15 protein-coding genes are annotated in these 13669 nt (G+C 48.2%); 6 read left to right on the forward strand and 9 right to left on the reverse strand.

The features are described 5' to 3' along the window. Window positions 1-15 precede the first annotated feature (15 nt). A complete protein-coding gene (gene cfbA, locus MTCT_RS06485) occupies window positions 16-447 on the reverse strand; it encodes a sirohydrochlorin nickelochelatase (RefSeq protein WP_048061042.1) in 432 nt (143 codons plus the stop codon). After that, window positions 419-817, reverse strand: a complete 399-nt coding sequence (locus tag MTCT_RS06490) for a Zn-ribbon domain-containing OB-fold protein (protein ID WP_048061298.1) — start codon at window positions 815-817, stop codon at window positions 419-421. Before MTCT_RS06490 ends, cfbA begins: the two co-directional genes overlap by 29 nt. A gap of 272 nt (window positions 818-1089) precedes the next feature. On the opposite strand from MTCT_RS06490, the gene MTCT_RS06495 reads away from it, so the two are divergent. Together MTCT_RS06495 and MTCT_RS06500 are read left to right on the forward strand one after the other, a co-directional pair. Then, on the forward strand, window positions 1090-1992 hold the full coding sequence (locus tag MTCT_RS06495; protein ID WP_010877011.1) for a hypothetical protein: 903 nt from the start codon (window positions 1090-1092) through the stop codon (window positions 1990-1992). Between the two features lie 48 nt (window positions 1993-2040). Further along, window positions 2041-2826 carry a hypothetical protein gene (locus tag MTCT_RS06500; protein WP_048175947.1) on the forward strand — a complete coding sequence of 262 codons (786 nt, stop codon included), beginning with the start codon at window positions 2041-2043 and terminating at the stop codon, window positions 2824-2826. Here MTCT_RS06500 and MTCT_RS06505 read toward each other — a convergent pair whose 3' ends face one another. From MTCT_RS06505 to MTCT_RS06520, 4 genes are all read right to left on the reverse strand, one after another. After that, the gene (locus MTCT_RS06505) at window positions 2827-4158 is read right to left on the reverse strand and encodes a magnesium transporter (protein WP_083750457.1); all 1332 of its coding nucleotides are present in this window, start codon (window positions 4156-4158) and stop codon (window positions 2827-2829) included. 35 nt (window positions 4159-4193) lie between these two features. Beyond that, window positions 4194-4757 (reverse strand): potassium channel family protein, encoded by a 564-nt coding sequence (locus MTCT_RS06510; RefSeq protein WP_173402648.1) that lies wholly within the window; start codon window positions 4755-4757, stop codon window positions 4194-4196. 203 nt (window positions 4758-4960) lie between these two features. Then, the gene (cobJ, locus tag MTCT_RS06515) at window positions 4961-6016 is read right to left on the reverse strand and encodes a precorrin-3B C(17)-methyltransferase (RefSeq protein WP_048175950.1); all 1056 of its coding nucleotides are present in this window, start codon (window positions 6014-6016) and stop codon (window positions 4961-4963) included. 78 nt (window positions 6017-6094) lie between these two features. Continuing rightward, window positions 6095-6592, reverse strand: coding sequence for a hypothetical protein (locus tag MTCT_RS06520; RefSeq protein WP_048175951.1), 498 nt, complete (start codon window positions 6590-6592; stop codon window positions 6095-6097). Between the two features lie 154 nt (window positions 6593-6746). On the opposite strand from MTCT_RS06520, the gene MTCT_RS06525 reads away from it, so the two are divergent. Together MTCT_RS06525 and MTCT_RS06530 are read left to right on the forward strand one after the other, a co-directional pair. Beyond that, window positions 6747-8195, forward strand: a complete 1449-nt coding sequence (locus MTCT_RS06525; RefSeq protein ID WP_010877017.1) for a DNA-directed DNA polymerase II small subunit — start codon at window positions 6747-6749, stop codon at window positions 8193-8195. Between the two features lie 48 nt (window positions 8196-8243). Continuing rightward, the gene (locus MTCT_RS06530; protein WP_052457388.1) at window positions 8244-8819 is read left to right on the forward strand and encodes a class II aldolase/adducin family protein; all 576 of its coding nucleotides are present in this window, start codon (window positions 8244-8246) and stop codon (window positions 8817-8819) included. Between the two features lie 119 nt (window positions 8820-8938). Here the strand turns inward: MTCT_RS06530 and MTCT_RS06535 are convergent, their stop codons facing one another. From MTCT_RS06535 to cbiB, 3 genes are all read right to left on the reverse strand, one after another. Further along, window positions 8939-9193: a UPF0147 family protein gene (locus MTCT_RS06535; RefSeq protein WP_048061044.1), complete on the reverse strand. Its 255-nt coding sequence runs from the start codon at window positions 9191-9193 to the stop codon at window positions 8939-8941. A 74-nt stretch (window positions 9194-9267) separates the two neighbouring features. Then, window positions 9268-10257 carry a cobalt-precorrin 5A hydrolase gene (locus MTCT_RS06540; RefSeq protein ID WP_048175953.1) on the reverse strand — a complete coding sequence of 330 codons (990 nt, stop codon included), beginning with the start codon at window positions 10255-10257 and terminating at the stop codon, window positions 9268-9270. Then, on the reverse strand, window positions 10254-11147 hold the full coding sequence (gene cbiB / locus MTCT_RS06545; protein ID WP_052457391.1) for an adenosylcobinamide-phosphate synthase CbiB: 894 nt from the start codon (window positions 11145-11147) through the stop codon (window positions 10254-10256). Before cbiB ends, MTCT_RS06540 begins: the two co-directional genes overlap by 4 nt. A 108-nt stretch (window positions 11148-11255) precedes the next feature. Between cbiB and MTCT_RS06550 the strand changes: the two genes are divergently transcribed. Together MTCT_RS06550 and cdc6-1 are read left to right on the forward strand one after the other, a co-directional pair. Further along, the gene (locus MTCT_RS06550) at window positions 11256-11711 is read left to right on the forward strand and encodes a DUF2299 domain-containing protein (RefSeq protein ID WP_231855277.1); all 456 of its coding nucleotides are present in this window, start codon (window positions 11256-11258) and stop codon (window positions 11709-11711) included. Window positions 11712-12508: 797 nt separating this feature from the next. Further along, window positions 12509-13657 (forward strand): ORC1-type DNA replication protein Cdc6-1, encoded by a 1149-nt coding sequence (cdc6-1, locus tag MTCT_RS06555; RefSeq protein ID WP_010877024.1) that lies wholly within the window; start codon window positions 12509-12511, stop codon window positions 13655-13657. Window positions 13658-13669: the final 12 nt, after the last annotated feature.

Below are 13669 nucleotides of genomic sequence, written 5' to 3' on the forward strand. Positions count from 1 at the left end.
GTTGGATGGGAACAGTTAAATTGCTGATTTAACCCTGTCCCTGATTATCTCGGCTATCCTTGGATCAGCGCCGAGGGGTTCCGTATAGACTATCTCACCATCGAATTCAAATTCTTCATGCTCATGTTCGTGTTCATGGTGATGGTGGCCTTCGGCACCGTTGTCAAGGCCGAGTATGTGGGGTATGTCATGTTTGGTGTGCACTCCATGGGCCAGGAAAACCGGTGTGACGATGATCTTCTCAACACCCATGGCTGCAAGTTCATTTATTGCCTCGGGTATTGATGGTCTTGACATGTTCATGAAGCCCACTGCAACGGGGTGGTCGGCCTCCTGTCGGTAGATGTCAGCTATGCCGTTTATAACCTCCTCACCGTAGGGGAGGCGGCTGCCGTGCCCCACCAGCAGAACGCCTATCTTAGGTTTTTGGTTTGAATTTGAATCCATAGGATATCACTCCATCCTCGCCCTCTTCTCTAACCTTCCTGAATACCATCTCGACCTCATCACCTATTTCTATTGAATCAGGGTCGCAGTCAACTATCTGGCTTGTTACCCTTGCACCCTCCTCCAGTTCAACTATGGCCACCACGTAGGGGGCTATGTCCTTGAACTCGTCGGTGGGGGTGTTTATGACGGAGTAACTGTGTATCCTTCCCTTCCCGCTGAACTTCAATTCCTCGAGTTTGCCCTTGCGTCTGCATTCCGGGCATATTATCCTGCTGGGGAAGAAAACATTCCCGCACTGAAGACATTTTGATCCTGTAAGATTGTAGCGCTGGGGTATATGGCGCCATGTCCTGACGGTTTCTGTCATCATGTAACCTCCATACAGTAATCACTTTTCATTATCTATCTTGGTTCATTATAATTAAATCATACGGTCATCTGATATTTAAATCACTGCCTCCCTGAGGGAATAATAAAGATCCCTCTTGCTCGCAGCTACTTTTTAATGTGTTATGGGCGTCCTTTAGTCCTAAAATGGGTCCATATTCATTTTCTCCAGCACAAAGAATTAATAATACTTTATTAATATTTAGGTAATATTTTTATATCTGTAATACTTAATTTTCATTTGGTGATATTATGGATGATTGTGGATACGTCATGGCAGGTGCATCCCTACTGCTGATGATACCCGTAATCATAATCACGGCCATGATTCTGAGTCTCGGTGAAGCACACAGTGACATGAACATGGAGAGAAAACTTTCAGCCTGTGTAGAGGGTGCTGCATGGGACATCAGGGACAACGTCCCCATCATAACAATGGATGTGCTCAATGAAACCGCAGGGGAGGCCATCAATGGGACCCTTCCCTCAGATGATGTCAGGGATCTGGTCAGGGAGAGAGTGCAGGAGCGTATTGACCGTCTATGCAGAAGCCACAGGAACGTCAATGCAAGCTGCAGGGTGAATTCGGTTGAAGGAACAGAGGCCCCCTTTCAGGTTGAGGTCAACTCAACACTTGAAATACGGGCAGGGAACATTGAACACGCTGAGAACCTTTCTGTGAGGGTCACGGTTGATGGACTCCCGGATCCGCTGCCCTTCAGGGTCCTCGGGAGGCTTGAACACAGTAACACCACAATAGAATATGGTGATGCCCTCGCAGAGTATCTTAACTCCAGTGGCGTGGATGGTGGAGCCTACATCAATGCAAAGGGGCCCCTCATTATAAGAAGATGCCCCTACGAACCCTACACCTCCCATGGATCTGAGGGGGTCCATGCCTGCATCCTCAATGGATACTACCATGAAAGCAGGGATGGTGCCTGTTACCTCTGCAGACTGGAGGGAAAAACATCCTGCCCACACATGGGGCTTGAAACATTCATAATCCCGTCGAAGGAATTAGGAGAGGCCCCGGTATCCATTGACCACGTCCTCTTTAATGAAAAATACACTGGCGAAGCACTGAACATCTCAGGATTCATCATTTACCTGGACGCAGGTCACATGACAAAGTACGGGGTGAGAAGACAATGATAACCCCGGCCAGCCCTCTGCCCTCGCCAGAGTACGGATGGGGAAACCATGATACTGTCAACTGACTTTCTGCTTTCACTGATCATAGTGGCCCTTATCCTGGGAACATCTGCAGAACTTGTGGACATGCAGGAGAGTCGCCTCAGCGAGGAGTTCCGGGAGGGTCACGTGAATCAGAAAGCCGCTGCTGCAGCTGATATCCTGGTAAACACTCCAGGGGATCCGCCCAGCTGGGAAAAAATTCCTGTAAGCGCCTGTAAATCCCCTGGACTTGCAGTGCCCGGTGAGAGGGGAACGATATCCTATGAAAAGTTCAGGAAACTACAGAGCAGGCCGGAACTCCTTGGCAGGGCCTTCCAGGGTATGAGGGTGCAGCTTGTCCTGAGACCCATCAACTCCAGCATCAGGCCCCTGGTCGCAGGTGAAAACATCAGCGGGGATGAGATCTCAGTGATGAGAATACCCGTTAACTGCAACTTCCTCTCAGGCCATGTAATAAAACTCCAGAAGGCTGTCTGTCCCTGCGGACACCCGGAGAACTGGACCTGCATGAATTTTAGATTTAACAGTTCACTGGACTACTATCTGATCTCTGACAGCCCGGAGGGCTCATGGATGCTGGATACAGGGAACAGCCACATTGATGAGGTGGATCTCATATATGGGAGTGTTAAACTCAATCTGACCGGTGAGGGCGTGGCATGGCTGCACGTACATGGAGGTGGGTGGGTGTCCGTTGTGGCCCTTCCCCGCGGCAGCAGGGATTATCTCATGTCACCAGACTACTTCCGGGTCCAGCCATGCGTCCTTGAGGTCATAACAGCTCCCTTCTGATCAGAGACCCATGATTGTTATAATGGCTATGACCAGGCAAGTGTTTGCCACCGGATCCGTCATGCTCGTTGAGAGGGGGATCACGATGTTATCAGGGTCAAGTCTGAGTCTGTATGATGCCGAGCTGAGATAGAAGCCCACAAGAAGGAGGAATGGTGTGAGCATGTACCCGGCCATGGAACTTATGAGAACCATACTGAAGGGGCCCAGGGACCCTATGCCAAGGAAATCACTTACAAGGTGGGCCAGAAGCCCTATGGTAGGGTATATGAGGAGGGACAGTACAGCTATTATCCCAAAGTTCCTCAGGGCCTCCCCGTGGGGTCTCAGGGATGCTGGAATTATACCTGAGTGAAGCCCTGAGGAGAGCCTTGCACCAAGTATACTCACCAGGTCCCCGCTTTCACCTGAAAATAGAGGTACAAGTGCCAGTATTGCCGGGTTGTCCAGTATAAATGACAGTTTACTGTTCAGAACTGTACCTGCAGTTGTTCCGAGGGCCGAACATATGAGGAGGACAGGTACACTCTGCCTGATAATCTTCCTGAGATCGTATCTCCCCCTGAAGCCGGCTATGAGTCCGGCTGCACCTATCAAAAGGAATATGGCAAAGAGTATCCATTCAAAAAATCCGTTCCTGACCATCTCAAGGACTGCGAGGGCTGCAAATATTGATGGTAGGGTGAAAAGATCTCCTGAAGCTGCAATCAGGGGTGTGGTGACATTATCCGGGTCCCATCCATTTTCATAGCTCTTAAGGGATATGAGGACCGTTGCAGGGAGCAGAAAAGCCCCTGATATTATACCCCCGATGACCGAGATAACCGTGAAGTCCATTATCCCCATGCTCTCAAAGCCAAAGAGCTGGCAGAAGATCCATGCCATGAAGCCCAGAAAGAGCGACATGACCACCGTCAGTATGATGGTCCCCTCAATGTTATCTGCAAGGACATCTGATCTTCGCAGTTCAGGTGAGAGCACACCGATATGGAGGCCAGATCCAAGGCGTGAGCCCAGGGCTCCGAAGATGTTACCCCTCATACCTATGGCCCCGGGTATGAGAACAAGGAGACCCGGGTATGATTCAAGCATTGGGGACATCTTACCCAGGAATATGCCGGCTATAAGGTCCCCGATTGCACAGATGAAAAGGGCCACGAAGCTTTCTCCGAGAATCCTCCTGGAATCCCTGAAAAAGCTGCCAAACTTTCTTGATAGGTTAAATGCCCTTACCCATCCCCTTGAGGCTGCTATGGAGATGTTCACGGTGAATGTTAGCAGGGACTGAAGCAGGATCCGAGTCATCCTCAGCAATCTTTCTCTTCTCTTCATGAATATCACCTGCTAACATTTCCATCATCCCGTCACTATTCTATACTGCAGCCAATATCCTCAAGGGTCATCTCATTCTTTGCCAGTGCAAAGAGTAGCTCTGCTCCCGCCTCGTTTCCCTTGGCAATGAGTGTATCCTTCTCTGCCAGCACCGTGTTCCTGTCGGGTCCATAGATCCAGGACTCACCTCTCCTGATGGCTATAACCCTCATACCAGTCCTGGTTGCAAGGAGAAGATCCCCCAGGGATTTCCCTGCGAGCTCGGATCCCTCCTCAATGGTGACCCTGACGATGATCTCGTCGGACTCCTCCATGACCATCTTGAAGACCGGATGGGGCTTTATTCCCTTGAGCACCAGGTCGGCGATGTCCTTGGCCGAGTTTGCAATGCTCTCAGCAGCTTCACCCACCTCAAGAAGGGCTGTAAGCTCCTCAGCGTCCTCAACAGACCTTGCTGCAAGAAGAGACTCCTTCTTTATCTCATAGTTGAGTCTGTTAACCTTGTTCTCAAGTTTTATGACTTCTTCAGCTGCATCCCTGCTGTTGAATAGCAGTGCCGAGTATGCAAGATCCACCATGAGCTCCGAAAGGTTCTTCATCTCAATGAGGATATCCTTAACACTCTTAGACAACTTTCATCCTCCTGGGCTGGTGGGTTGATATTGGATAAATTAAAATAAATATGTTGCTGTGAGGGACGCGGGTGCTCATGAAGATCATCCAAAATCAGGTGCCATTGAGATCTTCAGGATACTCCTTTACAAATAAGTTGGAAATGCCTGAACTGCATTACTTAAAGTGATCATCCCCTCATCAGGCACTCTCTACGGAGTTTCAGGAGCTCCCTCTTTTTGTCCGTGAGATCATCTGGCCCTGAAATTATATCCCCCAGGCTCCTCTTCACGCATTCAACTGCGCTGTCTGTGTGTATCCATGTGCAGTCCTGACAGCTCCACACCCCCCGGTCCCTTATCCATCGCCCGCCTGTGGATCCCTCCGCACATGGGTAGAAGGGGCAGTAGCAGAATGCACAGTTCTGGCCTTCAAAGTGACAGGGATAGAACTCACAGTTTTCATCTGGACCCGAGGCTTTTCCCAGTGGATTTTCCTCGTAGAACTCCCTTGCAAGTTCATGGAGGGGTGTCTCCACCGCGTAGCCCCTTGGTGTTATCATCTGACCATCCCTTGTGTAGGTGGTTACGTTGCCCACCAGCACTATTGTTGACATGTCCACTAGGGACTCGTCAAGGGATTCAAGGTCCACTATCCTCACATCAGGGGCCCCATCCACGGTCCTTACTATGCCAACCGGTGTCTGAGGGGGCAGCAGAGACCTCAGTATTTCAACAGCCTCCCTGAAGGGCCTCTTCCTCCTCTTTCCCAGTGGATTGTAAAGGGCTATTATCATCCCGGACTCTGCGGCGGCCCTGACCTTTGCCATTATTTCAGATAGTGGTGTCAGGATGTCACTCAGACTTATAACCGCGAAGTCGTGAAGGGGTGCTCCCAGCTTTGATGCGGCGTAGTTAACCGCTGTGACACCGGGTATGACCTCAAATTCGATGCCTGAATATTTATCGAATATCTGGAAGAACACGTTGGCCATGCCGTAAACACCCGGGTCCCCTGAACTCACAAGTGCGACGTCAAGGCCCTCGCGGTGTTTTTCAATTGCAAGTTCCACCCTCTCAATCTCATCCCCCATACCACTCCTTATGACCTCCTTTCCATCAAGGAGGTCCTCTATCTGGCGGATATACCTCGCATACCCTATAACGACGTCAGAATCCTCCAGGGCCCTCAGGGCCCTTATGGTTATATCATCCCTTGCTGGTCCAATTCCTATTATCCTGATCATGAAGCCACCAACCGCCTAAGACTTGATTAAATCCCTCTAAGAAGGACACTGATCATGAAGCTGTCGCAAATGACAGACTCAGTAGATCCTTGTCACAGATAAAATCCTCAGGGTCTTCACATCGACCCAGACCCCCGAGGACCTTGTCTGTGCCCTTGCAGCTGCAATTACACTGAACTGTTCAGTTGGTCTTATCACTATCTGGCCCTTACCGGTCTGGTTTTCACGGTAACCTGTCGCCGTTATATTGATCTCAATCATCTCAAGGGAGGTATCCTGGGTGGTTGTTGCGTTGAGGGATTTTATGTTTATACCATCCAGTCCCGTCCTGGCTTTAAGGGCATCTGAAACGTCTGCATTGTTTATTATTCTGACCTCCTCGGGGCCTCCGGTAATCGTGGAGGTTATGTTTTTACCGGAATCAAGGAAGGATGAGATCGTGTCTATCTGCATCTCCAGGAGTTTTTCTATGTCCGGGGGCTTTGACGTTACAAGGGTGTATGAGCTTATAAGTCCCACCTCAAAGAAGGCCAGGAACATGATGAGGAAGAGGAAGAGTCTGATTATCCTTGGCAATGCATCACCTTTTTCTCTGTGATTAAACCCAAAGGGTAAATTAATATTTTGATAAAGAATATATGAACTCAATAAAATATTTTACTGCACACACATTTTAAAACTTTCTGAATTAGATGTTAAAAACCACCTTACAGGGCAGTGAAGGATTAAAATGAACGAGATAATCGGAAAATTTGCAAGGGAAGGGATCCTCATAGAGGATAACGCCTACTTCCGGCTCAGGGAAATGGATGATCCTGCAAGCGTGTCCTCAGAACTCATAGTTAAGATAAAGAGCAATGGTGGTAAATTCACTGTTTTAACCTCTGAAATGCTTGATGAATTCTTTGAAATAGATAACCCCGCGGAGATAAAGGCCAGGGGTCCTCTCATGGTCCCGGCGGAGAGGGACTTCGATTTTGAGGTGATAAGTGATACAAGTAACCGGTCCTACACCAGTGGTGAGATAGGGGACATGATCGCATACTTCAACAGCCGCTACAGCAGCCTGAAGAACCTTCTCAGTAAGCGCCCTGAACTGAAGGGCCATATTCCAATTGCTGACCTCCGGGGGGGAGAGGACGTCGTCAGCATCATCGGGATGGTCAATGATGTGAGGAACACCAAGAACAATCACAGGATTATTGAACTTGAGGATGATACCGGCGAAATCAGTGTTGTTGTGCACAACGAAAACCATAAGCTCTTTGAGAAGTCCGAGAAAATCGTGAGGGATGAGGTTGTGGGTGTCCATGGAACCAAGAAGGGAAGGTTCGTGGTTGCCTCCGAGATATTCCACCCTGGAGTCCCCAGGATACAGGAGAAGGAGATGGACTTCTCAGTTGCCTTCATATCAGACGTTCATATAGGAAGCCAGACCTTCCTTGAGGACGCCTTCATGAAATTTGTGAAATGGATAAACGGGGATTTCGGTTCAGAGGAGCAGCGAAGCCTTGCAGCGGATGTTAAGTACCTGGTGGTTGCGGGTGACATCGTTGATGGCATTGGAATCTACCCTGGACAGGAAAAGGAACTCCTTATAAGGGACATCCATGAACAGTATGAGGAGGCTGCAAGGCTGTTCGGTGATATAAGGAGCGACATAAAGATCGTTATGATCCCGGGAAACCACGACTCCTCAAGGATAGCGGAGCCCCAGCCAGCAATACCTGAGGAATACGCAAAGTCCCTCTACAGTATCAGGAACATAGAATTTCTCAGCAACCCATCCCTTGTGAGCCTTGACGGTGTGAGGACCCTCATATACCATGGCCGTAGCTTTGATGACATGGCCATGAGTGTCAACGGGCTCTCACATGAAAGGTCAGACCTCATAATGGAGGAACTCCTTGAGAAGAGGCACCTTGCACCGATATATGGTGAGAGAACACCGCTGGCATCTGAGATAGAGGACCACCTGGTCATCGATGAGGTCCCACACGTACTCCACACCGGCCATGTTCACATAAATGCCTACAAAAAGTACAAGGGAGTGCACCTCATAAATTCAGGGACCTTCCAGTCCCAGACAGAGTTCCAGAAGATCTACAACATCGTCCCAACCTGCGGCCAGGTCCCGGTGCTTAACAGGGGTGTGATGAAACTCCTTGAATTCAGCTGAATGTTATATACACCTGAACCCTGCAACTGTATGTTGATGTAATCCAAGGTGATAGACTTGAACCCGGTAAGAGAAGTCGTTGATGTTTCACTTCATATTTACAGGACCGGCCTTGTATCCGGCATAGGTGGAAATGTGAGTGCAAGAATGGGTGATAGGGTCTTCATAACCCCGACCATGGTCCCCCTGGGGGAGGTTTCACTCAGGAATGTCGTTGTGGTGGACCTCAATGGAGGGGTCATCAGGGGAGGGAGGCCATCATCTGAACTGGGACTCCACCTTGAGGTATACAGGGCACGGCCAGATGTGGGTGGAATAGTGCACACCCATTCGCCCCATGCGAGGGCTTTCTCCATTGCAGGAGTCCAGATTGAGAAGATGGAGGGATTCATGGGTCTCGGGAGGGGTTACATACCCATGGTCCCGTACCACCCGCCAGGTAGCAGAGAACTTGCAGCTGAATGTGGCAGGGTAATGGTTGATGAGGATGCTGCCATCCTGGAGAACCATGGAGTTGTATGTGCAGGTGAAGGTTTAAGGGACGCCCTTCTACTGGCGGAATTCATTGAGGAGTCTGCAAGGACCCAGTTCATAGCCGAGACCCTGAAATCCATGAAAAAATAATCAGCGCTTAAGTGCACAGCCAGAACCCTCAAAAAATCCGGAAAAAAGATATCATCACTTAAAAATAGTAAAACTATTTTTAACCTCTGGAAAACCCTGAAAAATTCAGAAACAGTTTTTTATTCCCTTATGGATTCAAGTTCGCTGAGTATCTCCCAGACCAGCGTCCTCGCATGTATGGGTATGTTGGGGTCGTTGCTTATCTCATCCAGTATGGATATAACTGTACTGGCCCTGACGGTGCTGTCCTCATCAGGGTTATTCAGAATTTCGTTTGATTCCTCTGCAGCTCTTCTAATGTTCCTGGGGACGCTGTTGTCTTCCATAATGTGCCTTAAAATTTCAGAAACGCGATTGAATGTTTCGTTACTCATATTGAGTCCTCCCTGCTGAATTCTTGAAGAATACAGAATAATGTTTATATTCAATCTGGTTTATATCATCTGGGTTAAAAAGCTTTTGGTGTCCCTGAAACTGCAAGTGCAGCTGTAACTCCAGAGGACTTTGTTTTTCTTATTACAAGTTTTGAATCCTTACCTGCACTGCTGAGGGCTGCTGCTTCACATACACTTCCCACACCAAACTTTTCATAGACGAAATCAGAAAATGAGAGAGTATTCTGGGATCTGAGTTCCTGGGGCCCTATGAATTCAAGGGGGACTCCTAGGAGCCTGGCAGCCTCCCTGATACCATCCTCATCCCTTTTCATGTAGCCTGTTGCAATGGCATCAAGCCGTTCGGGGGGTATCTTCAGCAGTTTCAGGGTTTCCCTGATGAGACCGATTACTCTATCTGATTCAACCCCCCTCCTTGTCCCTATCCCCATTGAAAGCTTGAGGGGTGCAAGCCTCATGACCCTTGAGTTGCAGTGGGCCCTCACAACCTCGTCCCCCTCCGGGACATAGGTGTAGGTTCTGCGCATATCATCATCAATCAGGGCCTCAAGGTCCCTGGAGGAGTGAAGTTCAACCCGGTGACCCTGGATAATTGAGGAGTTGAAGTGCCTGATAAGGTGGGGGTCAAGTATCCTGTAGAAGTACCTCGCTGCAAAGGTATCAATACCAACAAGGCCATTGACGTCTGTGGATGTTGTTATAACGGGATTAGCACCTATCAGACCTGCAAGTTTAATTGCAAAGTCATTGGCACCCCCCGCATGACCGGAAAGTAGACTTATAACATTTGACCCCTTTTCATCAACAACCAGAACCCCAGGGTCTGATAACTTGTTATTGATCAGTGGTGCTATCTTCCTCACCATTATACCTGCAGCCATTATACCCACTATGATGTCGCTTTCAGCGAAAACATTCCCCAGATCCATGTTCCGGTGTATGACTTCAACTGAAACAATGGTCGGATCCCGGAGGAGTTTCTCCCGCATCTCCCCTGCGAGTCTTCTGGCCCTCTCTGTTAGTGTGAGTATTGTAACTATCATGGTATCACCAGCATTACCCCTGCTGCAGCTGCCGTGAACAGTATCAGGGTCAGTGAACTCAGCTTCACGGCCTCAAGAAGTTTTTCATTGTCCAGTCCATCACAGGGATCCCCAAGGACGTACACGCCCGGCTTTTCCAGCTGAACAGAAAGGGCCCCTGCCGCTGCAGCCATGGTGAAACCTGAATTGGGGCTTGGAGTACGCCGGGCATCCCTCAAGAGAATCCTGAAGGATCCCCTCCAGTTCATACCGAGTAGGAGGGCTGCAGGGACCATCAGGACTCCGGTGATTCTTGATGGGATGTAGTTGAGTATATCATCCAGCCTTGCAGGGAACCACCCTATGTATCTGTTCTCGCTGTCAAGGTAGCCCACCATAGCATCAAGTGTATTGACCACCCGGTAGAGGAAGGCCCCTGGAAGGCCTAGGAGGATGAAATAGAAGATGGGGGCTGTCACTGAATCCGTGATGTTTTCTGTGAGTGTCTCAATCGCCGCTGAAGTTATCTGTTCATCTGAGAGGGAAGTGGTGTCCCTGCTGACGAGCATTGAAAGTTTCTTCCTGGCATCTTCAATGTCCTCCTTGAGGGATCCTCCAACATCCAGGGCAGATGTTACAAGCATCCTTATGGATATCACCGCTGAAAGTAAGATGGAGGATATGATGAGATTCAGGGGGTCTTGAAGATGGTTGATAAGGAACAGGGGGAGTGTGAAGGGCGCTGCAACTGCAATGGTGAGTATTATGCCGGATATACGGCTGTTTCCAAGGATGTTCCGCATCCATTCCACTGCTGACCCCATCCAGACCACCGGATGAAGCCGGTGTGGTGGTTCCCCAATGAGTAAGTCAAGGATTACAGCAAGCAGGAGGACTGAAACTTCATTCATGTACTCCTCTTTTAACTGTGCTCTGTTATATATCTGAGACATGTAATAATTTTTATCTATATATTCATGAAGGGAGATAGTTATAGCCGTGATAACATGTCCCAAGAAATGATCAAGAAATGGCTTGATGAAGAGGGGTTCCTCCGCATGGAGGTTCCTGACGAAAACGCCAGATTTCACTATGTTGTGAACTACCCTGAGGATCACGTTATCGATATAATCCAGCCCGCCGGAAAGGATGACATGATTCTCATAGCCTGCGCAACCAGTGTCAGTCCAGAGCACCAGGCAGGGATCCGGGCACTCAGCATGGAGAAGAGGACTGAGTTCATATGGAAGGTCAGATTCACGCTTAACCGGTTCGGGGTTGATTTCCAGCTCGACCATCCAGAAAACGTCCTTAACAGTTACCTCGTGACAGATGAAATATTCTTCGACGGCCTTTCAAAGGACAGATTGATTTCAAGTATAAAAAATGTCTTCAGGGCAAAACTTCAGGTCATGTGGATGATACAGGAACGTTTCGGTGAGGAAAGACCAGAACATGATAGCATGTATGTCTAGGGGAGGTCCGGTTCAACTGTAAGGACTCCCTGTAACCATTTTTCATATGTGGGGGATGGTTTTCAACTGTAAAATCATTTGGGTTTCCTGTTTCTCTGGGTGTGGGTCAATGGTTTCAAGTGTAAAGTTTTTTCTCTCGTTTAGTTGCCCAGGTGAGAGAGGTCAATTTCAACTGTAACCAGCGAAACTTTATTCAGGATTGAGAGAGAGAGGTCAATTTCAACTGTAACTTTATTATTAAAAATTTGTTTAAAATAGTGACATCAGGTTCAACTGTAAAGGTTCTTTCCTAGTTCAGCCTGGTTTACAGAGCGAAAAACAAAAACCCCAAATACACTTGAAATGAATGTCTCAAAAAATCGAGATCAATTAATACTAAGTTACACTTGAAATGAATGTCTCCCTTACAGGTCACCAGAATCATGGCCAGATTACACTTGAAATGAATGTCTCACACATCTCCCACTGAATCAGAGAAATGGTTGAGGAACAGCAGGATTTTTACACTTGAAATTCATCTCTCATGAGTTCCCATCGAGGATGCAGATGGTTACACTTGAAATGGATGTCCCACATACGTTATTATAAATCAAGCTGGTTTTAATAAAAACTTTTATCTAATAGTTGGAATAAGAAAATTTACACTTGAAATCTACCACACTCCCACATCAGGGGATGGTAGTACGGGGCGCTGCCAGCTGAAAAGGTCATCCTGAATTTCACTGTATCCAGATTTTAGGGCCTTTATTGATAATTTGATGCAGCAGTTTTCTCTAAAAATTAGTTGAAGTGGTACCATGAACATTTTTGATGAGATAGGGGACAAAGAATCTGTTTTTAAGGATAAGAAATATCTTGATCACAGGTTCCTTCCTGACAGATTACCTCACAGGGAGGAGCAGATACGATCAATAGCCAAGTACTGGGTTGAGGCCCTCAATGGAGTGACACCTCCAGACATTACAATCTATGGTAAAACAGGTACAGGGAAAACTGCCGTTGCAAAATTTGCCATGAAACAGCTGAAGGAGGCATCAAAGGACTGTGACGTGAATATAAGGACTGAATACATCCGCTGCACAGATTACACAACAGAGTACCAGGTCATAGCAAGATTATGCCAGCAGCTCGGTCGTGATGTCCCCTACCGTGGCTGGACAAAGGCTGAAATCGTGAACACCTTCAGGAACATGTTCAAGAAAAACGCCTTTGGCCAGGACATGATACTCATGGTCGTACTTGATGAAATAGACATACTCCTCAGAAATGATGGAGATGGACTCCTGTACACCCTTACAAGGACAGATAATGTCTCCATTTTATCCATAAGTAACTACGTGGAATTCAAGAAATTCATAAAACCCAGGGTCAGGAGCAGCCTCAGAGACAGGGAGATAGTTTTCCCACCCTATGGGGCCCAGCAGCTTGTTGATATCCTTGAGGAGAGGTCAAAGATGTCCTTCAAGGAGGGTGCCCTTGATGATGATGTCATACCCCTATGCGCAGCTCTGGCAGCCAAGGAGGAGGGTGATGCAAGGTACGCCCTGGACCTCCTCAGGACAGCAGGTGAAATTGCCGATGAAAGGGACTCAGATAAAGTCCTGGGGGACTTTGTGAGGGAGGCCAAGGACTACATAGAACACAACAAGATCACGGACATAATACTGACACTACCGAGCCAGCAGCAGAGGGTGCTTGAGGCCATACTCTACCTCACAAAGAGGAAGGAGGAAATAACCTCCGGAAGGCTTTATGAAGTCTACAAGGAAATAGCAAAGGGGGACTCTGTTTCCTACAGGAGGATATTTGACTTCATAAACGAGCTTGAAATGCTCGGCCTGATATCCACAAATACTGTTTCACGGGGAAGGGGAAAGGGACGTACAAATATCATAGACCTGCAGTGCGAAACTTCCCTCCTGGAGGACTCACTCTGGGGTGTTTAAAGCTTTTTTCTA

Source organism: Methanothermobacter sp. CaT2, assembly GCF_000828575.1.
Taxonomy (GTDB): Archaea; Methanobacteriota; Methanobacteria; order Methanobacteriales; family Methanothermobacteraceae; genus Methanothermobacter.

What these genes read in the sequence shown, in the direction of transcription:
- MTCT_RS06500 (WP_048175947.1), top strand. Translation starts at nt 2,041, where the DNA reads ATGATACTGTCAACTGACTTTCTGCTTTCACTGATCATAGTGGCCCTT.
- cfbA (WP_048061042.1), bottom strand. Translation starts at nt 447, where the DNA reads ATGGATTCAAATTCAAACCAAAAACCTAAGATAGGCGTTCTGCTGGTG.
- cdc6-1 (WP_010877024.1), top strand. Translation starts at nt 12,509, where the DNA reads ATGAACATTTTTGATGAGATAGGGGACAAAGAATCTGTTTTTAAGGAT.
- MTCT_RS06505 (WP_083750457.1), bottom strand. Translation starts at nt 4,158, where the DNA reads ATGAAGAGAAGAGAAAGATTGCTGAGGATGACTCGGATCCTGCTTCAG.
- MTCT_RS06540 (WP_048175953.1), bottom strand. Translation starts at nt 10,257, where the DNA reads ATGATAGTTACAATACTCACACTAACAGAGAGGGCCAGAAGACTCGCA.
- MTCT_RS06525 (WP_010877017.1), top strand. Translation starts at nt 6,747, where the DNA reads ATGAACGAGATAATCGGAAAATTTGCAAGGGAAGGGATCCTCATAGAG.
- MTCT_RS06490 (WP_048061298.1), bottom strand. Translation starts at nt 817, where the DNA reads ATGACAGAAACCGTCAGGACATGGCGCCATATACCCCAGCGCTACAAT.
- MTCT_RS06510 (WP_173402648.1), bottom strand. Translation starts at nt 4,757, where the DNA reads ATGAAGAACCTTTCGGAGCTCATGGTGGATCTTGCATACTCGGCACTG.
- cobJ (WP_048175950.1), bottom strand. Translation starts at nt 6,016, where the DNA reads ATGATCAGGATAATAGGAATTGGACCAGCAAGGGATGATATAACCATA.
- MTCT_RS06495 (WP_010877011.1), top strand. Translation starts at nt 1,090, where the DNA reads ATGGATGATTGTGGATACGTCATGGCAGGTGCATCCCTACTGCTGATG.
- MTCT_RS06550 (WP_231855277.1), top strand. Translation starts at nt 11,256, where the DNA reads ATGATCAAGAAATGGCTTGATGAAGAGGGGTTCCTCCGCATGGAGGTT.
- MTCT_RS06535 (WP_048061044.1), bottom strand. Translation starts at nt 9,193, where the DNA reads ATGAGTAACGAAACATTCAATCGCGTTTCTGAAATTTTAAGGCACATT.
- cbiB (WP_052457391.1), bottom strand. Translation starts at nt 11,147, where the DNA reads ATGAATGAAGTTTCAGTCCTCCTGCTTGCTGTAATCCTTGACTTACTC.